Below are 23769 nucleotides of genomic sequence, written 5' to 3' on the forward strand. Positions count from 1 at the left end.
TTTGAAGCAATGTACTATGATAAGATTAACCCGTTAGGTCAGGTGGCCTAACTTAAATAAAAAAGTCTCCGACAAACCCGGTACGGTTCAATAGATACAATTTTAAGAAAAATAGATAGCTTAAAGCTTACTCAAGATTTTTTCTTTGTGATGAATAAAACTATTCACTTAAGATATGCCACTGTTTATGAAATACATGAAAAAGGATTCATAAACTTAGGCAATACTGAAGATATATTTCAAAAAATACATGATCTTATGGATAGTGATGAATTAGATAATGGAATTTACAGTTATTATTCTATTGATAAAAAAGTAATACATCATACTGATTACAATCCTGAATTATTTTGGGATGATGCGATGGAGTTAATTCTATATCAAACTTATGAGGTAACACCATTTGATACAGAACGACAAGCTCAATTAGAAGAGAGTCTTTCACAAGAAAAAATCAAGAAAACGCTTGTATATGCTTGCCATGTTAATTTAATAGATCAGATAGATTTTTTATTATCAAAAAAAATAAGTAAAGGTGAGTTAAATAGAGGTCTTAAAGGTGTAGGAACTCCTTTAGGATTGAGCATTGAAAAAAATAATACTGATTTAGCTAAGAAGTTATTAGAACTTGGTGCAGACCCAAAGAAAAAATCATTTGCCTATACACCACTTGAATTGGCATTTAGATATTCAGATGAAATGGTCTTTTATTTTTTTGAGCATTTTAAAGAATATTTTATTAAGACAGTGACACAAAAGGGCTTAGCTATTGCTGGACTCAATCAGAATACTGAAATTTATAAATTACTGATAGATTTAGGTTGTGATCCTCTCGGTAAAGATCCAGTTTTCCAAATGCCACATGTTTTCGTAGATTATAATAATTTATACGGATTACAGTTCTTAGCTGAATATGGAATAGATATGAAACATAAAAACAAATACAAGGAAACAGCATTTGAAAGAGCACAGAAGCAAGCAAAAACTGAATTAATGAACTACCTAGAAACATTTAATTAGGTTTTCTAAAATACATAATACACCTTATACGAAATGCGTTATAATTCCGCTTATAAATCAATCCTGTAGTTCCTATTTTATAGCCCATCTTCCCCAAGGTGGGCTTTTTTTATGTTTTTCCATGTTTCACGCTTAGTAAGTGAGCAATGTTTCACGGCTTTAATAAGCCCAAGTGAACAATCAAATCAGCCATACGGCTTAAAGAATCGGCTCCAAAAGCCTCTTTTTTCCGGTTCAGGCTCTACGTGTTCAGGAATAGGAATTCGCTTATTCTCGATTACCCAGTTTAGTGTCGCAAGTTGTACATCTGCTAAACTTTGCCAATCTGCTTTTAAATATTCAATCACCTCTGTTTTGTATAAGCCATTCACTGTTTCAGCCAAAGCAATATCATATGAATCACCAGTCGTACCGACTGATGCTCTTAAATTTGCTGCCTCTAAACGATGACATTATTGTCAAAATGCAGGGTATGGGTGGCTCCCCTTAGGGGCATAATTTGTTGAATCCTAGGTTACTATTAAAAAATCAGAAAAAATAGGAGTTTAGAGCTCCCATTTTTTGTTAGCTTTCTAAGTCCCTATGTTAATTTGAAGAATACTTCATCATAACGTCCGAATACAGCTATATTTTTTTGATTTCTACAATATCACTTGATTCAATGAGCGATTGGATATTATCAAATAAACTTTGAATATAATCAGACGCTATATGGATATCTAAATCCTCCCTGCTACGCCATTCTTCTAAGAAAAAATATCTACTCGAGTCATTTTCGCTAATATAAAGCTCATATTTCAAGCATCCTTCTTCGTTAAGTGTAGGCTCTATTACACTTTTTAAAAGCGCTTCTAACGTCTCTTTTTGATCTGACTTTGCCTTAAAGTTCGCAATTATTGAAATAGTCATTATTTCACCTTTAATTTGTTTAGAAGTTTTCTAGTACAATTTTGCCTTTTGACTTGCCTGATTCAAGCAACTTATGCGCCTTCTCCAAGTTTGCAGCGTTAATTTTGCTTAGATTTTGGTTGAGGGTACTTCTAATTTTTTGCTGGTCAACTAATTGGGCAACCTGTTGCAATAGATTACCTTGCTTTTCAATATCATCGGTTTCATACATTGAACGAGTGAACATTAACTCCCAATGGATAGAAATAGATTTAGTCTTAAACGGCATAATATCAAATGTTTGTGGATCATCGATCAATCCAAGCTTGCCTTGTGGTGCAATCAGAGAAACTATTTGCTGGATATATGTTTCTGTATGATTTGTAGAGAATACGTATTTTGGTTTTGCAATGCCTAGTGTCTCGATTTGTGCATTTAAATCTTTGCTATGATCAATGACATGGTCGGCACCAAGTGATTCCACCCAAGATTTCGTTTCTTCACGTGAAGCTGTTGCTATAACGGTCAGATTTGTTTTTGCTTTTAGGAGTTGGATAGCAATTGATCCTACACCGCCTGCACCACCAATAATCAGAATACTGCCAACATCTGTTTCTGAAATTTGAAACCGATCAAACAGCATTTCCCATGCCGTGATAGCAGTTAATGGCAATGCTGCTGCTTCTGCATTAGATACTGTAATTGGTTTAAGACTGATAATTCGTTCATCGACTGCTTGAAACTCAGCATTACTACCATCTCGGGTTAAATCGCCAGCATACCAAACAGACTCTCCTACTTTAAACGAGGTAACTTTTGGGCCAACTTCGATAATTTCCCCAACGGCATCCCAACCTAAAATACGATTATTTGCTTCAGACGAATTTTTTCTCACTTTGGTATCAACTGGATTCACAGAGATTGCCTGAACTTTTACCAGTACATCACGCTCCTTAAGTGTAGGCTTCGCTTTTTCAATATCTACCAATGAATTTTTAAAATCATCATGATTATTTATAACATACGATACGGCTTTCATAGATTTGTCCACAACTTTAAAAAAAATAGAGTAAAAATGGAAGCGAAGTGCTCCCATTTTATGTTATTCAATAATTAAAACTCTTGGCTCGTTGGGCGCAAAACAATTTCATTAATATCTACATCCGCAGGCTGTTCAATTGCATAAGCAATTGCTCGAGCGACTGAGTCAGCTGGTATGGCTTGTCTGTAGAAATCAGTAACAAACTCTGAACTTTCTTTATGAGAAGAACCAAATTTTAGTTCTGACTCAACTGCACCAGGCTCAATAGTAGTCGTTCTAATTGTTCCCCCAACCTCATGACGAAGGCCTTCAGAGATGGCTCTTACAGCAAACTTAGTACCGCTATAAACAGTACCTCCTGGACTAAATACTTTTATCCCTGCAACAGATGCGAGATTAATAAAGTGTCCAAAGTTTTGTTTTTGGAAAACAGGTAGGGTAGCTGCTATACCATAAAGAACACCTTTAATATTAATGTCGATCATACGATCCCATTCATCAACTTTTAGCTCACTTAATGGTGCAATAGACATTAATCCAGCATTGTTTACCAATACATCGATTTGACCAAATGCGCTTAATGCCTTTTCAATAAGTGCTTGTACTTCATGTGGTTTGGTTATATCCATACCAATAAATTCAGCTTGACCACCTTCAGCACGAATGTCGTGAACAATAGCCTCTAATTTTTCAGTACGTCTAGCACCAAGTACAACCTTTGCACCTTTTTTAGCAAGTAAGCGAGCAGTAGCTTCACCTAAACCACTACTTGCACCTGTGATAACAATAACTTTATTTTCTATATTATTCATACAAGTAACCTACAACCTATCTGTCAATCATATTTGATGGATTAAGTATTACAGCCTTGTTAGGTATAATAAATGAATAATATTATCTTTCAGAATTCCTATTTACGGAATAATTACCATAACACAGGATTGGACATGCAGAACAAATTGGAAATGATGCGTATCTTTTGTGTCGCAGCAGAGTCTCGAAATTTTAAAGAGGCAGCAACTCAGCTCGGTATTTCTCCGCAGCTAGTGACACGGGCAGTAAAGGAGCTAGAAGAGCAGCGTGGAGAGATTCTGTTTTACAGGAGTACTCGACAAATTAAAATTACCGCTGATGGTGAGCGTCTGGCAAAGCAAGCACGTTTTGCGGTGGGATCGATCGATGCTTTGTTTGTAAAAGACACCAAGGAAAAACGAGATGAAATGCGTGGGACTGTCCGTCTTACTGTGTCGTCTGTGTTAGGGCGTAAATTGGTAGTACCTGCACTAGCAGAATTTGCCACACGTTATCCAGATATTGTCGTGGATTGTGTATTAACAGATTCACACTCGGATGTGATCGATGAGCGGATAGATATCGGGATCAGATTTGGATTTTTGCCGGACAATCGATATGTGGCAAGGGAATTGGCTAAAGTGAACTTTTATTCTGTGGGTACGCCAGAGTTAATTGATAAGGTTGGAATGCCCAAAAAAATTATTGACCTTGATAAATACCCTCTAACAGCACTATTCGATCATAAAACAGGGCGTTACTGGCCATGGACATTCACCGAAAGTCGAAGCTTCACGCCATCAAAGCCTTGTTTTATTACAGATGATCTAGAAGCTGAATTTCAAGCTATTCTCGCTGGAGTTGGATTCGGACACATGCCTGGATTTCTAGTTTTGCCGTGGCTTAAGAGTGGTAAGCTCATTCAGATACTTCATGAGGAAACCTCTCCCGTTTGGCGCCTGTATTTATATCGTCCACAGCGGGGCCCGACACCTTTGCGAATCCGAGCATTGTTTGATTACTTAGCGGAAGTGCTGGGCCGTATAGAAACCTGAATCAGATAAGACCATCACGTATCTAGAGTAACTACAATTTTTCCTATTTGCTGATTTGATTCAAGATAGCGCTGAGCGTCATGCATGTCCTCAAAGTTAAAGCAACGGTCGATCACTGGACGAAGATATCCTGCACCTATACTGCTAAGAATAAATCGTCTGGCTTGCTCCCTTAGAACAGGGTCATGCAGAACCTCAAGGAACAAAAAACCTCGCATGGTTAAGCTCTTGCGTAATGCAACTTTAAGCGGAAATGGTGTGATCTCAGGGCTAAGTGCACCATGCATAACCATCGTTCCTCCTACAGACATCGCTTTTGCAATCTGTTCAATATGAGGCCCTCCTACAGCATCGAAGGCGACATCAAGATGTTCTCCACCTAAACGTAATACAAGCGCCTCATACAAATCTGGTTCATCTTCAGTGGCTATAACATTTTTAACACCGAGATCCAGTAAACGTTGCTTTTTCTCTATCGTCTGTGTACTTGCAATGACCTTAGCTCCCGCTGCTTCAGCTATCTGTATCGCAGCTAGTCCTACGCTACTTGAAGCTGCTGTGATCAAGATCGTTTTTCCTTTCGAAACTCCACCAGCATGGATTACACCACCCCAAGCCGTCAAATACTGCATCCAGATTGAAGAAGCTTCTTCCCAGCTTAAACTATCGGGTTTGTGAACTAAAAAAGTTTCTGGAATCAGGAGCTTGTCCGCATATGTCCCATATTTGGCTAGATTGTCAGTCGGAAGAATCGATACTGCATCTCCTGGAGAAAATTGGCGTACACCTTCACCTATCGCAAGAACTATGCCTGCTCCCTCATATCCCAGACGAGAAGGAAATACTGCCTTTTGAATATAAGTACCACGCCGAAACATTACATCAGCCCGGTTGAGTCCGATCGTTTTCATCTGGATTAGAACTTCTCCTGCGGCTGGTAAAGCAACAGGAAGTGTTTCTAATGTCAGAACGTCTGTATCTCCAATACTATTGAAGCGCCAAGTCTTGGCCTGAAGTGCGTTAAATGACATCAATCACGACCTTAATATTGGCAGAGCGATCTTGAACAGCATCATGAGCCTCAATCGCTTGGTCTAGAGTAAAATGACGAGGATCAACAATAGGACGCAGTTTACCTTCCTCAACAAGACGAGTCGCGATCTTAAGGATATCACCATGATGAGCACGGCGATTGCCTGTTAACATCGGCATTAGGACGAATACGCCAGACACTGTGGCACACCGTAGAGATGAACTCGCTAAATTATGATTACCAAATGCAGCACAGCTGGTAATGTGGCCATAGTGAGTTGTCATGGAAAGTGAAGCTTCGAGTACTGGACCACCCACAGTGTCGTAAACAATGTTAAAACCTTGACCCTCAGGGCTTGCAGCAATAATGTCATCGGAAGATGCTGTTGTGTAATCGAGAGGTGTTGCACCGAGTTCTGAAATCAGTGATTGATCAGCTGTACGACCAGTCGCCCAAACATTTGCATCAAGTGATTTTGCAAGCTGAACAACCATATAACCAACGCCACCAGCACCACCCTGAACCAGTACAGTTTGCCCTGGTTGGACCTTCGCGTTATCCACTAAACCTTCCCAAGCGGTGAGGAACGTCAATGGTAGTACTGCTGCCTCGCGCATAGAGATATTCCGTGGCTTTAATGCGATCAGATCAGCATCTACGACAACATATTCTGCTAAAGATCCTTGAAGACCACGAACGCCACCAATCAGACCGTAAACTTCATCCCCGACGTTGAAGTCGGTGACACCTTCACCAACAGCAGTTACAACCCCAGCCATATCTGTTCCCAACACGGCAGGAAGCTCTGGCATAGCATATGGTGCTTCACCAAGACGAATTTTATAATCAATAGGGTTTACACCACTAGCATGAACACGTACTAGAACTTGCCCAGCCTCTGGTTGAGGTATAGGGAGTTCTGTACGTGTAAATTTATGATCACCAAAATTTTCTAGGATAAGAGCATTCATCATCTTATTCATAGTTGTTCCTTATTCTTAACTGGGGGATGATATGCACAGTACCAAAGTAAATTAATCCAATAAATGATATTTATAGGATTTAATAATTCCTAAATAGTGAATAATAAATATCATACGCTCATTAAAAATATTCTAGTACAGTCTGTAAAGGCGGTTTAACCTAAACTGTTGGTAGTATTTTCAAGGCTTGAAACGTTCAAAATATCTACAAAGTGGCTAAAAGTTGGAAACATAATTCTAAAAGGTCCCAGCATTACAAAGAACATGAGCCAAAATAAAAATGGGAGCTAAAAGTCCCATTTTTTTTGTGACTTTCGCATAAGCTCTATGATGTTAATTTAAAAAAAAACTAAAAAACAGGGATAGAAAATTTTCGCTAAAGAGCTTTTTGATTTTCGATTTATAAAAAATATTGCTTTTTTTATACTATGGGGTAGTATAGTATTAATGCTAACTAATAAGGAGGTCTGATGCCTAATCAGGTTGAAGACAAAAAAAAGATTCTTCTACGCGTCAGAAAGATCAAAGGTCAGACGCAAGCGATTGAAAAAGCGTTAGAAGACAATGTGGAATGTGGTGCAATTCTGCAACAAATATGCTCTGTGCGTGGTGCTATTAATGGTTTGATGAATGAAATGTTGGAGGTTCATTTAAAGGACACATTAGTATCAGGTGAAACCACAGAACAACAACGAAAAGAAGAATTGGCTGAAATCGCCAAGATTCTAAAATCATATTTAAAATAGATCTGTATAAGGAATTATTCCATGAAGTCACGTGCTGCCGTTGCGTTTGGTCCTGGTCAACCTCTTCAAATTGTTGAAGTTGATGTTGCACCACCGAAGAAAGGTGAAGTATTAATCAAGATCTCCCATACCGGTGTGTGTCATACAGACGCATTTACTTTATCTGGCGATGATCCTGAAGGTGTTTTTCCGGCTATTCTCGGGCATGAAGGTGCTGGTGTTGTAGTTGAGGTTGGTGAAGGCGTGACTAGCGTCAAACCAGGTGATCATGTTATTCCACTTTACACTGCTGAATGTGGCGAGTGCGTATTCTGTAAATCTGGAAAATCGAACTTGTGTATTTCTGTTCGCGAAACTCAAGGTAGAGGCGTAATGCCAGATGGTACCACTCGTTTTTCCTACAATGGTCAACCGATTTACCACTATATGGGCTGCTCAACGTTCAGTGAATACACTGTAGTGGCAGAAGTATCATTGGCTAAAATCAATCCTGAAGCCAATCACGAACATGTCTGCTTACTGGGTTGTGGTGTCACAACGGGTATCGGTGCAGTACACAACACGGCTAAAGTACAAGAAGGTGATAGTGTTGCGGTCTTTGGTTTAGGTGGTATTGGTTTGGCAGTCGTACAAGCCGCACGTCAAGCTAAAGCAGGACGTATTATTGTGGTTGACATGAATCCAGATAAATTTGCGCTGGCAAAAGAGTTTGGTGCAACGGACTTCTTGAACCCTAAAGATTACGATAAACCAATCCAGCAAGTCATTGTCGAAATGACTGGCTGGGGTGTAGATCATTCATTTGAGTGTATTGGTAACGTGAATGTGATGCGTGCAGCCCTTGAAAGTGCACACCGTGGCTGGGGACAATCCGTAATTATTGGTGTAGCTGGCGCAGGTCAAGAAATCTCTACCCGTCCATTCCAACTGGTTACTGGTCGTAGATGGTTAGGTTCTGCCTTTGGTGGGGTAAAAGGTCGTACGCAACTTCCAGGAATGGTTGAAGATGCCATGAAAGGTAAAATTCAATTAGAACCATTTGTGACACACACCATGGGCTTGGATCAGATCAATGAAGCCTTTGATCTAATGCATGAAGGTAAGTCAATTCGTACTGTAATTCATTACGAATAATTCCGTCAGACCTTATACTTTTCCATGCATGTGAATCATGATTGACATGCATGGAATCCTCTAAAACGGCACATCATCTGTAAAACAGATCTATCTATGTATCCATCATGTATAGGTTCAACAAACCTGCCTACATTTTAAATCTTTATCAGTATTCTCTGTGGAGAATGTCAGACTCTTTGTTTACTCGATTTCTCATGAAGTCTTGCTCAACATAGGTAATTGATTATGGAAATAATTGAGAAACATGCTTCTTTTGGTGGATCGCAAGAAGTGTATCGCCATCAGTCAATAGCATTAAACTGTTCAATGAAATTCTCAATATATCTGCCACCTCATGACAAAGATGAGAAGTTGCCAGTTTTATATTGGTTATCAGGACTGACTTGCAACGAACAGAACTTTATTACTAAAGCCGGAGCACAAAAGTATGCGGCTGAACATAAAGTCATTATTGTTGCACCAGATACCAGCCCACGTGGAGAGGATGTACCAGATCATGCAGATTATGATTTAGGCCAAGGCGCAGGATTCTATGTGAATGCAACACAAGCACCCTGGTCACAGCATTTCAAAATGTATGATTATATTGTGGAAGAGCTCAGAAATCTGATTGACCTGAATTTTCCGACCAACCAAGTCCAAAGCATTATGGGGCATAGCATGGGTGGTCATGGTGCATTAGTAATTGGTTTAAAAAACCCTGAGCTGTATAAAAGTATTTCTGCTTTTGCACCAATTGTTGCACCTAGCCAAGTACCTTGGGGGAAAAAGGCTTTTACACACTACCTAGGTGAAACCGAAACTTTATGGAAAAGCTATGATGCGATTGAATTAATCAAAAACGATGAAGTTCATTTACCTATTTTAGTCGATCAGGGAACAGCTGATGATTTTCTTGAAGAACAGTTAAGACCTAAGCTTCTTAGTGATATTTGTTTGGAACAAGAATATCCTCTTACACTTAACCTAAGAGAAGGGTATGACCATAGCTATTACTTCATTGCGAGCTTTATAGAGAAACATATAGAGTTTCACAGCAAATTCCTAGCTAAATAACTTTCATAGATATGAAGATGTGCATGTTGTTCTTGAATGCTTCTTGAGCAATATAACTTCCAGATGAAGAGGTCAGCTTATAAATCTAAGGTAGAGTCAATTGATCCTTATATAACTAAGATTGAATTTAATCATCTCATATCTTGATTTTTTGATTCAAATGTTAATGATATTAACTTGAATAAATTCATAGCATTATGTCGAAATAAAAACCTAAATTTTGGCTCAGCTATGGGATGTTTTTTAACTTTTATACAACAAAACTTTCTGACATGCATACATTAGCAATGACAGAATCAGTTTAAATTCTAATCAATTGTGGAGTTTTAGTCATGCTTAAAACAGCTTTATATGTCCGTCTTGAAGCTAAACCGGGTAAAGAAGACGAAGTGGAAGCTTTCCTTAAAGCCGGTTTACCTATTGTAATGGAAGAACCTGCGACAGTTGCGTGGTTTGGCTTACGTCTTGGACCTACAACATTTGGTATTTTTGATGCATTTCCTGATGAGGCGGGTCGCCAAGCACATTTATCTGGCAAGGTTGCAGCTGCGTTGATGGCTCAGGCCGAAGAGCTATTTTCAGAGCCACCGTCTATTGAAAAAGTAGATGTTTTGGCGAGTAAACTACCAGCTTAAACCGACGCTTAAATGTATAAATGTGCTGCCTGAAATTTTGAATGAAAGGCAGCACTTCAACCCTGTGAGGTTTGTCAGAGGCTTTTTATTCAAGTTGGGCTACTTTATTTAATGGCTTAATCTCATCATTTACATGGGTCAATATCCAAAACAGGGTAAATAAACGAATGCAGCTATGTACATGCTTTATATTGAACCAATCTATCTAATTTACTGTCGCATTTGTACATCTGCTAAACCGTGCCAATCTGCTTTTAAAATATTTAATCATCGTTATTTTGTATGAGTCATTCACTGTTTTAGCCAATGCGTTCACGACCATGTCAGTAGTCATACATGTTGATACCTTCCATACAACAATCGCTCGTGAAAATACATCAATAATAAAAGTGTTATAGAACAAGCCTGAATGTGTTTAACCATCACTAAAGTCGCCAAGCTGAAATAATTTTTATAAAAATAGACGACTGGTCTATTTTTATGTATAGTTAGCACATGGTGCAGTCAAAAGCCGCAGTGTTGTCCAATTTTTTTAAAGTTTATTTGATGAATAACGGTGGTTTTTCAAATCAATTAGTTGATCATCCTAGGATAAAAATATGCTGAATTTTAACTTTTATAATCCGACCCGCATTATTTTTGGTGGCGATACAATAGCTAAAATCAATGACTATGTACCTACAGAAGCAAAAGTATTAATGTTGTTTGGTGGTGAAAGTGCACGTAAGAATGGTACTTTAGCTGAAGTGCGTGAAGCATTAGGTGCAAGAGAAATTCATGAATTTGGCGGAATTGAGCCGAATCCGAGTTACGAAACCCTCATGAAAGCTGTAGAGCTGATTCGAGAGCAAAAGATTGATTTCTTGATGGCTGTCGGTGGTGGATCGGTAATTGATGGTACTAAATTTATTGCAGCAGCAGTCAATTATACAGGGGATACATGGGAGATTTTAGAAACCCATGGTACTAAAATTACTCAAGCTTTGCCTTTTGCGAGTGTACTCACCCTTCCGGCAACTGGTTCAGAAATGAATAGCGGTGGGGTAGTAACCAGAAAATCGACCCAAGCCAAATTGTCATTTAGCAGCCCCTATGTTTTTCCGCAATTTTCCGTACTGGATCCGAATAAAACTTTTAGCTTGCCGACGCGCCAGTTAGCAAATGGCGTGGTTGATGCATTTATTCATGTCATGGAACAGTACTTAACTTACCCTGTGAATGCACAAGTACAAGATCGTTTTGCCGAAGGTCTATTGCAAACTTTGATTGAGATTGGACCGAAAATCTTGGAAGATTCAGCAGATTATGACACGCGTGCGAATTTGATGTGGGCTGCTAGCATGGCACTGAATGGGCTGATTGGAGCTGGTGTACCACAAGATTGGTCAACCCATTTGATTGGGCATGAGCTCACGGCTTTACATGGTATTGATCATGCTCGTACCTTGGCCATTGTGTTGCCGGCCAATCTACAAGTGCGTCGTCAAGAGAAGCGAGAAAAATTACTACAGTATGCAGCTCGAGTCTGGCAGATTGTCGAAGGTGATGAAGAACAACGTATTGATACTGCTATTGCTCGTACTCGAGCCTTCTTTGAGCAACTTGGATTGCCGACTCGTCTTAGCGATTATGGACTGGGGGAGACAGATATTGAGATCATCATTACGCAACTTAAATCACATAATCTTACACAGCTAGGCGAACATAAAAATGTTTCATTAGAGATCAGTCGCCAAATTCTCGAGATGAGCATCTAAGCTAAATGCGCGTATATGGCATGCTCTGACCCTGTAACAATGCTCCTCAATCATGAAAATTATCGGAGAAATAACATGAAAATTTTAATCGTTTTAACCTCACATGATCAACTTGGCAATACTGGTAAGAAAACAGGTTTCTGGCTAGAGGAACTTGCTGCACCGTATTACACCTTTATTGACTCTGGTGCTGAAGTTACGCTGGCGTCGCCTCAAGGTGGGCAGCCACCACTAGATCCGAAAAGTAATTTAGCCGATGCTCAAACTGAAACCACTCATCGTTTTGAAGCAGATCCAACTGCAATGCAAGCATTAACACAGACGCATAAACTTAGCGAAATTTCTGTAGCTGATTATGATGCAGTGTTTTATCCAGGCGGGCATGGCCCATTGTGGGATTTAGCAGAAGATCCGATTTCAATTTCTCTGATTGAACAGGCGATTCAGTCTGGCAAACCTGTTGCAGCAGTGTGTCATGCCCCAGGTGTTCTTCGTCATGTGAAAGCAAGTAATGGAGCACCTTTAGTTAGCGGTAAATTAGTGACTGGTTTTACCAATACTGAGGAGGCTGCTGTAGGTTTGACTGAAATTGTACCATTTTTAGTCGAAGACATGCTTAAAGAAAACGGTGGTCATTATTCTAAAGTGGATGATTGGCAAGTACATGTTCAAGTAGATGGCTTGCTGGTTACTGGACAAAATCCAGCATCTTCTGCTGCAACTGCCTCAGCATTACTTCAATTGTTGAAATAAAGAGTAGCCAGTGTCTGTTGTGGTGCTTAGCAGTGAATAAAACTTCTGACGCTGAGCAACTGACGCAATAAGCAAAATAACCCTCCCTTAATGGTGAAGGGCCTGAGTGAATAGCTTTCCTTCCTTTAATTTTCTATATACAGGAAGGAAGGGTATTTTTTTAATTTAGATCAATTTAGTCATGATGATTTGGATACAATGAAATGAAAGCCAGCAAACTTTTTCAAAACTTAAACTTAGGCCCTTATGTTTTGCAAAACCGTATTGTATTGCCACCATTAACGCGGTCGCGCAGTACTCAGCCAGGGAATATTCCAAATGAATTAATGGCAACCTATTATCAACAGCGTGCTGGGGCAGGATTTATGGTCACCGAAGGTACGCAAATCGAGCCACGTGGTCAAGGCTATGCTTGGACTCCCGGTATTTACAGCCCTGAACAGATTGCTGGATGGCGTAAAGTGACGGAAGCAGTGCATGCTAAAGGAAGCATTATTTTTGCACAACTTTGGCATGTTGGGCGTGTTTCACATACATCTTTGCAACCCAATCATGCATCACCAGTCGCACCTTCGGCTATTGGGGCTGATAGTAATGTTAAAGTCTTTATTGAGACCGGGCCCAATGCGGGGGCCTTGGCTGATCCTTCTATGCCACGTGCTTTAAGCAATGCAGAAGTTAAAGAATTAGTGCAACTCTATGCTCAAGCAGCGCGTAATGCCTTGGCTGCTGGTTTTGATGGAGTTGAAATTCATTGTGCAAATGGTTATTTGGTGAATCAATTTATCTCTGCACATAGTAACCACCGTGAAGATGAATATGGTGGATCACTAAACAATCGTTTGCGTTTTTTACGTGAAGTAGTAGAGGCAGTTGCTGAGGTAGTTGGTGCAGATCGTTTAGGAGTGCGTTTTGCCCCCTTATTTGAAAGTACAGAGGAAGATCGTGTCTACATGGGTTTAGTTGAAGATGATCCACATGTGACTTATATTGAGGCCATAAAGATACTTGAAGAAGTTGGGATTGCCTATTTATCGATTGCAGAAGCTGATTGGGATAATGCACCAGAACTTCCTCATGATTTTCGTAGAGATGTCAGAGACACTTTCAGTGGTCGGATTATATATGCAGGTCGATATACGGCAGAAAGAGGGACTCGAATTTTAGAGGCAGGACTGGCCGATTTAATTGCATTTGGACGCCCATTTATTGCGAATCCAGATTTACCCGATCGCATCGCCAATGTCTGGCCATTGAATGCAGTAGATGCAAGCAGTATGTATGGTGGGACGGAAAAAGGCTATATTGATTATCCAGCTTACGCAGATTAATATCGACTAAGTAAGTTATTTTGCCAACCTTTGTGGTTGGCAAAATAAGGACTTAGGATTGCTGTTGCCAGCATAAATTCTTCTTAAAACAAATTCTTAAAATTTTTTAGCTGTGTAATGAGCCAACCTGCCAGTGGGAAAGAAATCAGTTGCGTTACTGGCACTAATACTATGACTTCAATCAACACCATCATCGGGAAACTTTGATGCTGTGTAATTGGCTTTAATAAAGTGAGAACCAGTAATAGTGTGGGATATAAGCCTAAATAACCAACTAAAATACGAGTCATGAGGGCTTTAGAAGGAGAATTCATTGTGCGCTATACTCATGGATTGTAAATTGATCTAATAGCAACACAATAATAGGTAATCATTGGACTGCTATCATGAATTATTAATTATGTAGTTGATATTTAATTTTTATGAATCTTCACTTTTTAATAGAAATTTAGTTGCTCTCAGAGCTTGATGTAATGGTGTTTTATCTTTTTGCAACTTACTCAGTAATGCTGCACCTAACCACATTTGGTAAAGTACTTGTGCCAAAGTAGAGGCCTCGGTATCTGCTTGGATAGACTGATCCTGTTTTCCCAAATCAATTAAACCAGCAATACGTTGGATTACATCATCAACGCCAGCGGACATAATCGAGCGCATATCTTCAGATAGATCGGCAACTTCTGCGGCAAGTTTCACAATTAAACAGCTATCCGCCCAACCACACTGTGTTTCAGGATCTTCTATCCATAAATTAAAATACTCAATCAGCTTTTGATAAGGGGATTTATCACAACGCCATACATCATTTAAACGGACTTGGTAATTGTCTACATAATGCTGTACCAATTCACATCCGAAAGCTTCCTTAGATTGGAAATAATGATAAAACGAGCCTTTAGGGATTTCACAGCTCTGTAAAATTTCCTGTAATCCTACGCCAGTAAAACCTTTATGCAAAATCAGGTCTGAACTGGTGTTAAGAATGTGTAAGCGCTTCGCTTCAGACTTTTTAATAGGAGTAGGCTTCATATTAATTATTTACTCTATTGTAAAAAATAGACCAGTCGTATTGTTTTTTATTATAACTCATCTACAATGGATGTAAAGAAATTTTAATCACAGTTTTTGATTGTGAAGAAAAATACTTTTAAATAAAACATGGAGTTATATGTGTGAAAACAGTTATTAATCAACGCATCGTTTTAGCTAAACGGCCAGTGGGTGAGCCAAAACACAGCGATTTTCGTATTGAACAAGTTGAGCTCAATGAACTTAAACAAGGCGAGATATTGTTAAAAACCATTTACTTGTCACTCGATCCTTATATGCGTGGTCGCATGAGCGATGCTCCTTCATATGCAGCACCGGTTGAAATTGGCGAAGTGATGGTCGGTGGAACAGTCAGTCAAGTGGTGGCCTCTAAAAACCCAAAATTCAAAGAAGGCGAGTGGGTTCTTTCCGGAAATGGCTGGCAGGGCTACGCAATTTCTAATGGGTCTGCCTGTCAAAGCTTAGGTATGCAACCTGAACATCCATCTTGGGCATTGGGTATTTTGGGAATGCCAGGATTTACTGCTTATATGGGGTTGTTGGACATTGGTCAGCCTAAAGCCGGTGAAACATTAGTCGTTGCAGCTGCAACGGGACCTGTTGGTGCTACGGTTGGACAAATTGGCAAACTTAAAGGTTGTCGCGTGGTTGGCGTCGCAGGTGGGCCTGAAAAATGCCGTTATGCAGTAGAAGAACTCGGCTTCGATGCTTGTATCAATCATCATGATGAAAATTTTGCAGAACAATTACAACAAGCAGCTCCCAACGGTATTGATATTTATTATGAGAATGTCGGGGGTAAAGTGTTTGATGCGGTATGGCCATTGCTTAACTCTGCGGCACGTGTACCGGTGTGTGGTGTGGTTTCCCAGTATAACGCTACCGAGCAAGCACAAGGGCCAGACCGTTTACCGGGCTTTATTTCCACCCTTTTAAAAAAGCGTATTCGCATGCAAGGCTTTATTATTTTTGATGATTATGGCAGTCAGTATCCGGAATTCTATCAGCAAATGTCTGAATGGTTGAAAGACGGAAAAATCAAATATAAAGAGCATATGGTGCAAGGTTTAGATAACACGATCAATGCTTTCAATGGTATGTTGAAAGGCGAAAACTTTGGCAAAGTGGTTGTAAAAATTTAAAAAAATAGGAATTATCATGATCACACTACATCATTTAGATCAATCACGTTCTTTTCGTATTTTGTGGTTACTTGAAGAAATCAAGCAGCCCTATGAGCTGAAACGCTATTATCGTGACTCAAGCACGCATTTGGCCCCTGACTCTTTAAAAACCATTCACCCTTTAGGGAAATCTCCAGTATTGGAATGGGATGGCAAAGTTATTGCAGAGTCAGGCGCAATCGTTGAGTTATTAATTCAGAAACTTGCGCCGCATTTAGCACCAGATATGGATGAATCTACCTATGTCGATTATCTACAGTGGATTCATTTCTCAGAAAGCTCTGCCATGCTGCCATTTTTGTTAAAAACGTTTAATACGATAGAAACCAAGCAGGGCACGAAGTTGGTATTTCTAGAAAATTATACTCAAGTTGAGTTCGATAAAGTATTTGGCCATTTAAATGAATATTTAAAAGATAAAGAATTTCTAGTGGCAGACCGTTTAACCGGTGCTGACTTCATGATGGGCTTTGGACTACATGCTTTAGTTTATCATATGGGACAAGGTGAAAATTATCCCCATATCCAACGTTACGTAGCAGGTTTAAGCCAACTACCTAGCTGGCAAGCCGCAGTACAAATTGAACAAAATGGTGTGAAAAGTCAAAAATAGCAAGATTGTTTTTTTAAGGCAATTGAGAAAAAGAATCATGATTGACAAGTACATCTGGTTATAAAATAAGCTGACACTTATTTAAAGTAAACGCCTAATGAATTTCATCGGGCGTTCTCTATTTTAAAGATAAGGAATTACCATTATTTAAGATAAGTTTCGCCTATTCTTTCACTGCAAATTCCTATCAAAAGGGCTTGAATATCACGACGGTTACGTTGAAAGATATAATCAACTTTTGAAAGAAAAGTGACAAACGCACAGCAAGATTAAATTATTCCTCAGGGTATTAAACAAGTAATCTATATCATTTTACTAACATAAACACATCTGCGTAAAAATCACGCCCCGCTTAACTGGCAATAGTTTTTGAACCCTTGTATAAAAGCTTAAAAGAATCTAGCAAGTCTTTAGACTTCTTGCGTTAGTCAGAATTTAAACAGCATAAAGCTACATTTAATAAGGTTTTAGCCAATTCAAAAATTAGGTAAAACGATACTTTCGCAAGAGGTCTTTTATTTAATGTTAATACTCATCCAGTATTGAGGTTTTTTATCTTTTCTTGCCTGTGATCTAGGTTGTAATACTCTAATTTCATACTCACCTGAAGCAGGTAAAATATAAATACCATTATTATCAAGCTCTGGAGAATATTCTCCAAGATTGCAATATCAATATGCTTTTGTCTTCTACAAAGCGTACTGTACGAATATCACTGATATTCGGGGCTGCTCAGCCGCAAAGTTTAATCAGACTTTGCATAAAGCCAGTGACCATACGTAAAGACAGACGGAATAAGGATTTAATCATTAAGCAGCATTGGATGGCTGCGTCGGAGTAGGTTTGATTTCGCCCTTGTTTGCCTTTTGATGGGGCATACCATTGCGTAGCTGGATCAAACCAAATGGCAATATTTCCGCGATGAATGCGTGCTCGGTTATATGCGAACCAATTGGTTGTGCGGTAAATTTTATGTGTATGCTTCTTCATTTGAAAATTATATTGCTGAAAAAGTCCTTAAGAACAGCTTTGCGCAACAAAGCCGTTCGAGATTGTTATGATCTTTTTTTGACGGAGAACAAATTTTCCCTGATCAAGCAAATAACTTTAAAATTTTCTTAGTGAGCAAGATGGCCAATACTTATTAGAAGAAAAATCTTTTGTTTATGATGCTGAAAATGATCAATTTCTAGAATCGGATATACAGGCATTTTATTCCCTTTCGTCTGCAATTCTAGACTAGCAAGACCCGTCTTTTAAAGGCAGTTTTCCTATGTAATAACATGATAAATCAGAATTAGGATTGTAAATTTTTCACCCACCAAATTTTTTTGTGCTAGCTGTTATAATGCGCCAAATTGCTGCCAAGTCTCATCATTATGTAAAGAGTCATAATAATTTTGCAGTTCTACTAAATCATAATATTGAATATAAGCTAATAGCAATAGGCCGAGGATCAGTCCAACTTTAAGACAACTAAGTCTATTTGGCTTTCTATATAAATTATCTATTCCAAAGGCAGTTAAAATTAAAGCAGGAACCAATACAATTGTTTTTAAATGGTTTAGAAAGTGAATTCCATGTGTATACAATAACCCAATAATAAGCAAAACTATCCCTAAACTGGTGTAAATACGGTCATGGAGAGAAGTGCGTAACGCGAAATTACATTGAAAAGCTAAAATAAAAGTTGCAAATAAATAAAAACCAGTTCCACCAATAATGAACGTATAAATTGCATTGAATAGGCAATAAGCCAACAACACTGATAGTACGAAAGAATAGAGTTTGGTATAGAGAATATGTGAAAAGGGGAAAATCTGTTTCATAATTTGCTCTATTGAAAACTCACATCATATTAAAAGAAGATTTGAAGCTTAACATGCTATTCACTTTTTGCCACTGTGGCATGTTTTTTTAGTGTTGGAGATGGCTTGAATAAATGTCGCGTACGAGTAAAGCTTAGACCACAGATTATTAAACACAGCGACCCTCCAATAAGTACTGCTGGCACCACAGAAAAATAGCGCGTCATCAGGCTCATGTGTAGGGCACCGAGCTGATTGCCTGAAGTGACTAATATGCCATTTAAAGCCGCTACACGCCCTAATAGTGCTTTTGGGGGGAGTTGCTGTAATAAAGTTTGTCGAATGACCATGCTGATGCTATCAAAGGCACCGATTAAAACAAGGAAGAAGACTGAGAGCCAAACATGGGAGGATAGTGCAAAGGCTAAAGTACACAAAGCAATTGCAAAACTACTATAGAGCATATTTCTCCATGCATTTTGCATCGGAGAATAACAGGTCAACATCAACATCATGATACAGGCGCCAATAGCTGGTGCAGCTCTGAGTATACCTAAGCCTTCAACACCAAGATGCAGGATATCGTGTGCAAAAATAGGCAGTAAGATAATGACACTACAAAAAAGCATGGCGCTGAGATCCAGCAACATACTCCAAAACATTAGTGGATGTTTAAAAATAAACAAATAGGCTTCTTTCAAACTTTTGCTTAAATGCTGTTTATGGGGGCTAGGGAATTGACGAGGACTTAATCCGAATAAGCAGATGCTACCCACGCAACACAAGAAAAAAACAATAAAGAGGGTTTTTTCAAGCCCAAGTTGGCCGAGTAAAAGTCCTGCGCATAAAGGCGCTAAAATGCCGCCTATTTGCCAAATGAGCGCGGTCCATGTGGCTGCATTGCTATAGGCTGACTCGGGGGTTAGAAAAGGGCGTAATGAATTAAATGATGGGCTGTAGATGCCTCTAAGTATGCCTAAGCAAAAGATGAGGCTATAAATGCCGCATAAAAGTGTATTTTGTTGAATGTGCTGTTGTTGGTACTGAGAAAAAAGAATAATAAATAATAATGGAATTAAAGTGCTACAGCTAAAACTCCACTGCACAATTTTTTGTCGGTTATAGCGATCAGCCCAGTCGCCACTGATCAGGGAGAGGCAAATAAAGGGGAGTAACTCAATTAAGGCAATCATGCCAAGGCTGAGTGGATTTTGAGTGAGTTGATAGATACTATAAGCAATGACGACTTCTTGAATCATGATGGTTAGAATTAAGCACAACTGATTGACACTCAGAAGTGAAAAATCACGTGAATGAAAAGCCAAAAAAGCATCGGAATGGAAAAGCGACATACACAGAATAGTTTCAAATATGAATTAAAAAAGGATGGCGCAAAGTCCATCCTTTTTAGGGTTTAAAGCAGATTACTGTGCTTTTGCTACCGCAATAGTTTCGTCATTTGCAGCTTTAGCCATAGGTGTATATTTCAAACCAAGGGTTGTGCTGGTGTATTGGCGAACTTGGTCAAGAAGCACAGGATTAGTGCTGAGTTCTTGTTGGTACGATTTTACAATTTCATGTAATTTCGGATTCCATTTACCTGCTACTTGCTGAGGGAATGCTTTTTCAAGCAAGCTCAACATAATATAAGGGGAAGTTGAAGCACCAGGAGACGCACCTAATAGGGCAGTCACAGCACCATCTTGTGATGCAAAAATCTCGGTACCAAATTGCAAGCTTGCAGGTTTGCCTGGTTCTTTCTTAATGATTTGAACACGTTGACCACCTTGATTCATGCGCCAGTCCTCTGGTTTTGCATCAGGATAGTATTTTTTCAACTCATTAAAACGGTCTTCATCGGTCATCATGACTTGGCTAACTAAGTATTTCACCAAATCAAGATTTTCCATACCCACAGCGGTCATTGGTAAAACGTTGTTTTTAGTGGTTGATTTCAATAAATCAAGCTGAGAACCTTGTTTTAAGAACTTGTTTGAATAAGTTGCAAATGGACCAAACAACACATATTTTTTACCGTCGATATAACGTGTATCAATATGTGGAACAGACATTGGCGGTGCGCCTAATTCAGCACGACCATAAACTTTTGCAGTATGGCCTTCAGTGACTTTTGGGTTGTCGGTCATTAAGAACACGCCACCTACAGGGAAGCCAGCATATTGCTTCGCTTCTGGTAAGCCTGTCATTTGTAAAAGTTTAACCGCTGCACCGCCTGCACCAATAAAGACAAAGCGCGTTTTCACATGATCTGTTTTTCCTGTAGTGAGGTTTTTAAATGCAACAGTCCACGTTTTATCATCGTTTTGGCTAATGCCAGTCACTTCAGTCGATGTTTGTAACTGGAAATTAGATTGTTTTTTAAGGTGATCGACCAATTGAGTGGTGATCGAACCATAGTTCACATCCGAACCTACATCCATGCGTGTTGCAGCTACTTTTTGTGCAGCATCACGGCCATTCATCACCAATGGTGCCCATTGTTTAATTTCAGCAGGATTCTCAGAGAATTTCATGCCATAAAACATTGGGTTTTTAACCATTGCAGCGTAACGTTTTTCTAGGAAATTCACGTTATCGCCCCAAACGAAGGCAATGTGCGGTACAGGGTTGATAAAGCTATTTGGTTGACCCAAAACGCCTTCTTTGACTTGATAAGACCAGAACTGTTTTGCAACTTCAAATTGTTCCGCAACGTTCACAGCTTTAGAAATGTCCATTTTTCCATCTTTTTCAGAGGTATAGTTCATTTCCATAAAGCCAGAGTGGCCTGTGCCAGCATTGTTGAAGCCGTTTGAGCTTTCTTGGGCAACGTTGTCTAGGCGTTCATACATACGAATTTGCCAGTTTGGCTCAAGTTCACTAAGATATGTGCCTAGGGTTGCACTCATGATGCCACCACCAACTAAGACTGCGTCAACGACAGGCTCATTGCTGGTGTTTTGAATTTTCTTAGACGCGATAGGTCTAAATAAAAAGATTAGTGCTGCAATAATAAGCAGAACGATGAATACCAATAGGTATTTTAAAAATTTGTTCATGCGATTATGACCATGGAGGGCAGGTTTGGATCGCTTTATAGCGAAGACAAGAATAACAATTATGGTGATAGGAACACTTGTAAAGAATTAGCTTAGAGAATTGAAGTAATACTCAAAATTACAAGTATACAAAGATTAACGTTCGAAGCTATCACACATTTTTGATTGATGGATATTTTAGACTAAATATGTATTGACTTAGTAATTTTTATTGTAAATGAACATAATTAAAATATAAATACCAATGATGTTTGTTCTTGTTTATTGGTTTTTATTTTAATTCAATATCTGGTTTAAAAAAAATCAGATGTTGAATATTTATACAAATACTCAGTAATTTATTAAAAAGAAGCTTATAACTTGTTTCAAGGTTACTTTCCAACGGCTTTATTGCACAAATATTTGAAAGGCAAAGCGCCCCTAATTGAGCCAAATTTAAGGCGTAACTTGGGTAAGTGGTCGACCTAATTCTGTAAATCTGTTAAGGACTGCTACACGTGCATGAACCTCATTGTGAACCGTACCGGGTTTGTTGGAGACCAACTTTCCTGAGATGAGAAGCATTGCTTCGCACGACGTAGCGAAGCGTAGTGTTCCGATGAAAAAAGTAAAATATACCCCCTGAAATCAGAGATAGAGCGGTTCAATTATTGATTGACTACCAAGACGGTATCTCAGGTGAGTGACTTTACGTATATTCAAACAAATTCAGGCTGGGTCTATACCGCCTTTATTATTGATGTGTTCTCACGAGCAATTGTTGGATGGAAAGTATCAACACGTATGAATACAGATATGGTGCTCGATGCACTGGAGCAAGCATTGCACGATTGAGGTATGCCAAGGAATGTGATTCATCATTCCCATAGAGGTGTTCAATACCTTTCCATTCGCTATACCAATCGTTTAGAAGCAGCAAATTTACGAGCATCAATCGGTACAACGGGGGACTCATACGATAATGCTTTGGTTGAAACAGTGAATGGCTTATACAAAACAGAGATGATTGAATATTTAAAAGCAGATTGGCAAAGTTTAGCAGATGTACAACTTGCGACATTAAATTGGGTAGATTGGTTTAATAAAAAGCATGTACACAGTGCACTGGGTTATGTATCGCCTTTTGAGTTTGAAGCAATGTACTATGATAAGATTAACCCGTTAAGTCAGGTGGCCTAACTTAAATAAAAAAATCTCCGATAAATCCGGTAAGGTTCAAAATGCGATTTATGGCTTTTTCATGTAAAAAAAAGTAATATTTGTTTTATTGTTAAATTATAACAATTAGTATAAATACACCTATGATTTACAGATGAAAAAGGTAGTTAAATGAAATATTTTTTAAGTTTAACTTTGTTAGTTTTAGCAATGACTGGGTGTACTTCGAGTCCAAAGACTGAAACTTTACAAGATAAGGCTACAAGCAATACTTCAGCTGATACGCAGGTCCTTAAATTTTCTGGTCCGAATGGTTTATTAATTTTTCTGAAATCATCGGATAACTTTGAAACTGCTTTAATGACTGATAACTCAGGCATGGTATATCGTTTAAAGCAAACAGTTGCTGGTAGTGGTATTCGTTTAGCTAATAATAATGGAGTTTCAATTCACTTTAAACGTGGTGAAGGGGTTGTTGAATTTGTAAAAGACCAGCCAATCAGCATTACTGAAGTAAAATAATAAGGTTTAAACTTTAAGAGAACCCCACACCATAATCTGCATACCGAAAGTTGGACACTATTCCTTGAAATGTGGTCAAACATGATCAAGGACTAATTCGCACTCTGTTAATGGGTGAATTCAAACATGAGGTGCGACAGTTTCAAA

At 38.9% G+C, this 23769-nt stretch carries 22 protein-coding genes and 6 pseudogenes; 13 read left to right on the plus strand and 15 right to left on the minus strand.

Translation table 11 applies throughout. The annotated features are described in order from the left end of the window. Positions 1–150 precede the first annotated feature (150 nt). Positions 151–1020, plus strand: coding sequence for an ankyrin repeat domain-containing protein (locus tag NI462_RS13245; RefSeq protein WP_228284875.1), 870 nt, complete (start codon positions 151–153; stop codon positions 1018–1020). Positions 1021–1205: 185 nt separating this feature from the next. Here NI462_RS13245 and NI462_RS13250 read toward each other — a convergent pair. From NI462_RS13250 to NI462_RS13270, 5 genes and pseudogenes are all read right to left on the minus strand, one after another. After that, positions 1206–1301: pseudogene (locus NI462_RS13250) on the minus strand (plasmid replication DNA-binding protein); the annotation flags it as partial. Then, a pseudogene (locus NI462_RS13255) lies at positions 1299–1469 on the minus strand (IS3 family transposase); the annotation flags it as partial. The pseudogenes NI462_RS13255 and NI462_RS13250, both read right to left, overlap by 3 nt. Before the next feature lie 175 nt (positions 1470–1644). After that, positions 1645–1929: a putative quinol monooxygenase gene (locus tag NI462_RS13260; RefSeq protein WP_171265313.1), complete on the minus strand. Its 285-nt coding sequence runs from the start codon at positions 1927–1929 to the stop codon at positions 1645–1647. A gap of 19 nt (positions 1930–1948) precedes the next feature. Beyond that, positions 1949–2947 carry a zinc-binding alcohol dehydrogenase family protein gene (locus tag NI462_RS13265; protein WP_253160985.1) on the minus strand — a complete coding sequence of 333 codons (999 nt, stop codon included), beginning with the start codon at positions 2945–2947 and terminating at the stop codon, positions 1949–1951. A 74-nt stretch (positions 2948–3021) separates the two neighbouring features. After that, on the minus strand, positions 3022–3762 hold the full coding sequence (locus tag NI462_RS13270; RefSeq protein ID WP_253160987.1) for an SDR family oxidoreductase: 741 nt from the start codon (positions 3760–3762) through the stop codon (positions 3022–3024). A gap of 135 nt (positions 3763–3897) precedes the next feature. On the opposite strand from NI462_RS13270, the gene NI462_RS13275 reads away from it, so the two are divergent. After that, positions 3898–4797 (plus strand): LysR family transcriptional regulator, encoded by a 900-nt coding sequence (locus tag NI462_RS13275; RefSeq protein WP_253160989.1) that lies wholly within the window; start codon positions 3898–3900, stop codon positions 4795–4797. A gap of 14 nt (positions 4798–4811) precedes the next feature. Here NI462_RS13275 and NI462_RS13280 read toward each other — a convergent pair whose 3' ends face one another. Then, on the minus strand, positions 4812–5828 hold the full coding sequence (locus tag NI462_RS13280; RefSeq protein WP_005105870.1) for a zinc-dependent alcohol dehydrogenase family protein: 1017 nt from the start codon (positions 5826–5828) through the stop codon (positions 4812–4814). Then, positions 5818–6813 (minus strand): zinc-dependent alcohol dehydrogenase family protein, encoded by a 996-nt coding sequence (locus tag NI462_RS13285; protein WP_253160991.1) that lies wholly within the window; start codon positions 6811–6813, stop codon positions 5818–5820. The genes NI462_RS13280 and NI462_RS13285 overlap by 11 nt, the downstream gene beginning before the upstream one ends. 470 nt (positions 6814–7283) lie before the next feature. Here NI462_RS13285 and NI462_RS13290 point away from each other — a divergent pair, with 470 nt between their 5' ends. From NI462_RS13290 to NI462_RS13305, 4 genes are all read left to right on the plus strand, one after another. Next, positions 7284–7559, plus strand: a complete 276-nt coding sequence (locus NI462_RS13290; protein WP_001133624.1) for a metal/formaldehyde-sensitive transcriptional repressor — start codon at positions 7284–7286, stop codon at positions 7557–7559. A gap of 21 nt (positions 7560–7580) precedes the next feature. After that, positions 7581–8693 (plus strand): S-(hydroxymethyl)glutathione dehydrogenase/class III alcohol dehydrogenase, encoded by a 1113-nt coding sequence (locus tag NI462_RS13295; RefSeq protein ID WP_005105874.1) that lies wholly within the window; start codon positions 7581–7583, stop codon positions 8691–8693. 228 nt (positions 8694–8921) lie between these two features. Further along, positions 8922–9752, plus strand: coding sequence for an S-formylglutathione hydrolase (gene fghA / locus NI462_RS13300; RefSeq protein WP_058952258.1), 831 nt, complete (start codon positions 8922–8924; stop codon positions 9750–9752). A 332-nt stretch (positions 9753–10084) separates the two neighbouring features. Further along, a complete protein-coding gene (locus tag NI462_RS13305; RefSeq protein WP_000920558.1) occupies positions 10085–10387 on the plus strand; it encodes a putative quinol monooxygenase in 303 nt (100 codons plus the stop codon). Positions 10388–10472: 85 nt separating this feature from the next. Here the strand turns inward: NI462_RS13305 and NI462_RS15220 are convergent. After that, a pseudogene (locus tag NI462_RS15220) lies at positions 10473–10802 on the minus strand (IS3 family transposase); the annotation flags it as partial. Between the two features lie 184 nt (positions 10803–10986). Here NI462_RS15220 and NI462_RS13315 point away from each other — a divergent pair. From NI462_RS13315 to NI462_RS13325, 3 genes are all read left to right on the plus strand, one after another. Next, on the plus strand, positions 10987–12144 hold the full coding sequence (locus NI462_RS13315) for an iron-containing alcohol dehydrogenase (RefSeq protein WP_004733178.1): 1158 nt from the start codon (positions 10987–10989) through the stop codon (positions 12142–12144). 75 nt (positions 12145–12219) lie between these two features. After that, the gene (locus NI462_RS13320) at positions 12220–12897 is read left to right on the plus strand and encodes a type 1 glutamine amidotransferase domain-containing protein (protein ID WP_247144243.1); all 678 of its coding nucleotides are present in this window, start codon (positions 12220–12222) and stop codon (positions 12895–12897) included. 203 nt (positions 12898–13100) lie between these two features. Continuing rightward, positions 13101–14228, plus strand: coding sequence for an alkene reductase (locus tag NI462_RS13325; protein ID WP_253160993.1), 1128 nt, complete (start codon positions 13101–13103; stop codon positions 14226–14228). Between the two features lie 83 nt (positions 14229–14311). Here the strand turns inward: NI462_RS13325 and NI462_RS13330 are convergent, their stop codons facing one another. Next, positions 14312–14542, minus strand: a complete 231-nt coding sequence (locus NI462_RS13330) for a hypothetical protein (RefSeq protein ID WP_001087973.1) — start codon at positions 14540–14542, stop codon at positions 14312–14314. Positions 14543–14648: 106 nt separating this feature from the next. Continuing rightward, positions 14649–15257 carry a TetR/AcrR family transcriptional regulator gene (locus tag NI462_RS13335; protein WP_004733176.1) on the minus strand — a complete coding sequence of 203 codons (609 nt, stop codon included), beginning with the start codon at positions 15255–15257 and terminating at the stop codon, positions 14649–14651. A 143-nt stretch (positions 15258–15400) separates the two neighbouring features. On the opposite strand from NI462_RS13335, the gene curA reads away from it, so the two are divergent. Continuing rightward, entirely contained in the window at positions 15401–16420 is a 1020-nt protein-coding gene (gene curA, locus NI462_RS13340; protein WP_004733175.1) for an NADPH-dependent curcumin/dihydrocurcumin reductase, read from the plus strand. 16 nt (positions 16421–16436) lie between these two features. Next, positions 16437–17075, plus strand: a complete 639-nt coding sequence (locus NI462_RS13345) for a glutathione S-transferase family protein (RefSeq protein ID WP_004281825.1) — start codon at positions 16437–16439, stop codon at positions 17073–17075. Between the two features lie 515 nt (positions 17076–17590). Here NI462_RS13345 and NI462_RS15225 read toward each other — a convergent pair. The 5 genes and pseudogenes from NI462_RS15225 to mqo all read right to left on the minus strand — a co-directional run. After that, positions 17591–17740: pseudogene (locus NI462_RS15225) on the minus strand (PPC domain-containing protein); the annotation flags it as partial. After that, positions 17737–18065 (minus strand): annotated as a pseudogene (locus tag NI462_RS13350) (transposase); the annotation flags it as partial. The pseudogenes NI462_RS15225 and NI462_RS13350, both read right to left, overlap by 4 nt. 353 nt (positions 18066–18418) lie before the next feature. After that, entirely contained in the window at positions 18419–18904 is a 486-nt protein-coding gene (locus NI462_RS13355) for a hypothetical protein (protein ID WP_004733174.1), read from the minus strand. Between the two features lie 56 nt (positions 18905–18960). Then, positions 18961–20235 carry an MFS transporter gene (locus tag NI462_RS13360; RefSeq protein WP_253160995.1) on the minus strand — a complete coding sequence of 425 codons (1275 nt, stop codon included), beginning with the start codon at positions 20233–20235 and terminating at the stop codon, positions 18961–18963. A gap of 72 nt (positions 20236–20307) precedes the next feature. Continuing rightward, positions 20308–21942, minus strand: coding sequence for a malate dehydrogenase (quinone) (mqo, locus tag NI462_RS13365; RefSeq protein WP_004733172.1), 1635 nt, complete (start codon positions 21940–21942; stop codon positions 20308–20310). A 678-nt stretch (positions 21943–22620) separates the two neighbouring features. On the opposite strand from mqo, the pseudogene NI462_RS13370 reads away from it, so the two are divergent. Continuing rightward, positions 22621–23121 (plus strand): annotated as a pseudogene (locus NI462_RS13370) (IS3 family transposase); the annotation flags it as partial. 150 nt (positions 23122–23271) lie between these two features. Then, positions 23272–23622, plus strand: coding sequence for a hypothetical protein (locus tag NI462_RS13375; protein WP_004281821.1), 351 nt, complete (start codon positions 23272–23274; stop codon positions 23620–23622). The last annotated feature ends 147 nt before the right edge of the window (positions 23623–23769 follow it).

This window comes from Acinetobacter lwoffii (assembly GCF_024129715.1).
GTDB lineage: Bacteria > Pseudomonadota > Gammaproteobacteria > Pseudomonadales > Moraxellaceae > Acinetobacter > Acinetobacter lwoffii_U.

What these genes read in the sequence shown, in the direction of transcription:
- NI462_RS13245 (WP_228284875.1), top strand. Translation starts at nt 151, where the DNA reads ATGAATAAAACTATTCACTTAAGATATGCCACTGTTTATGAAATACAT.
- NI462_RS13360 (WP_253160995.1), bottom strand. Translation starts at nt 20,235, where the DNA reads ATGTCGCTTTTCCATTCCGATGCTTTTTTGGCTTTTCATTCACGTGAT.
- NI462_RS13285 (WP_253160991.1), bottom strand. Translation starts at nt 6,813, where the DNA reads ATGAATAAGATGATGAATGCTCTTATCCTAGAAAATTTTGGTGATCAT.
- NI462_RS13375 (WP_004281821.1), top strand. Translation starts at nt 23,272, where the DNA reads ATGAAATATTTTTTAAGTTTAACTTTGTTAGTTTTAGCAATGACTGGG.
- NI462_RS13295 (WP_005105874.1), top strand. Translation starts at nt 7,581, where the DNA reads ATGAAGTCACGTGCTGCCGTTGCGTTTGGTCCTGGTCAACCTCTTCAA.
- NI462_RS13290 (WP_001133624.1), top strand. Translation starts at nt 7,284, where the DNA reads ATGCCTAATCAGGTTGAAGACAAAAAAAAGATTCTTCTACGCGTCAGA.
- NI462_RS13260 (WP_171265313.1), bottom strand. Translation starts at nt 1,929, where the DNA reads ATGACTATTTCAATAATTGCGAACTTTAAGGCAAAGTCAGATCAAAAA.
- NI462_RS13270 (WP_253160987.1), bottom strand. Translation starts at nt 3,762, where the DNA reads ATGAATAATATAGAAAATAAAGTTATTGTTATCACAGGTGCAAGTAGT.
- NI462_RS13275 (WP_253160989.1), top strand. Translation starts at nt 3,898, where the DNA reads ATGCAGAACAAATTGGAAATGATGCGTATCTTTTGTGTCGCAGCAGAG.
- NI462_RS13355 (WP_004733174.1), bottom strand. Translation starts at nt 18,904, where the DNA reads ATGAAACAGATTTTCCCCTTTTCACATATTCTCTATACCAAACTCTAT.
- NI462_RS13325 (WP_253160993.1), top strand. Translation starts at nt 13,101, where the DNA reads ATGAAAGCCAGCAAACTTTTTCAAAACTTAAACTTAGGCCCTTATGTT.
- NI462_RS13335 (WP_004733176.1), bottom strand. Translation starts at nt 15,257, where the DNA reads ATGAAGCCTACTCCTATTAAAAAGTCTGAAGCGAAGCGCTTACACATT.
- NI462_RS13330 (WP_001087973.1), bottom strand. Translation starts at nt 14,542, where the DNA reads ATGAATTCTCCTTCTAAAGCCCTCATGACTCGTATTTTAGTTGGTTAT.
- NI462_RS13345 (WP_004281825.1), top strand. Translation starts at nt 16,437, where the DNA reads ATGATCACACTACATCATTTAGATCAATCACGTTCTTTTCGTATTTTG.
- NI462_RS13305 (WP_000920558.1), top strand. Translation starts at nt 10,085, where the DNA reads ATGCTTAAAACAGCTTTATATGTCCGTCTTGAAGCTAAACCGGGTAAA.
- NI462_RS13320 (WP_247144243.1), top strand. Translation starts at nt 12,220, where the DNA reads ATGAAAATTTTAATCGTTTTAACCTCACATGATCAACTTGGCAATACT.
- NI462_RS13315 (WP_004733178.1), top strand. Translation starts at nt 10,987, where the DNA reads ATGCTGAATTTTAACTTTTATAATCCGACCCGCATTATTTTTGGTGGC.
- NI462_RS13280 (WP_005105870.1), bottom strand. Translation starts at nt 5,828, where the DNA reads ATGTCATTTAACGCACTTCAGGCCAAGACTTGGCGCTTCAATAGTATT.
- fghA (WP_058952258.1), top strand. Translation starts at nt 8,922, where the DNA reads ATGGAAATAATTGAGAAACATGCTTCTTTTGGTGGATCGCAAGAAGTG.
- mqo (WP_004733172.1), bottom strand. Translation starts at nt 21,942, where the DNA reads ATGAACAAATTTTTAAAATACCTATTGGTATTCATCGTTCTGCTTATT.
- NI462_RS13265 (WP_253160985.1), bottom strand. Translation starts at nt 2,947, where the DNA reads ATGAAAGCCGTATCGTATGTTATAAATAATCATGATGATTTTAAAAAT.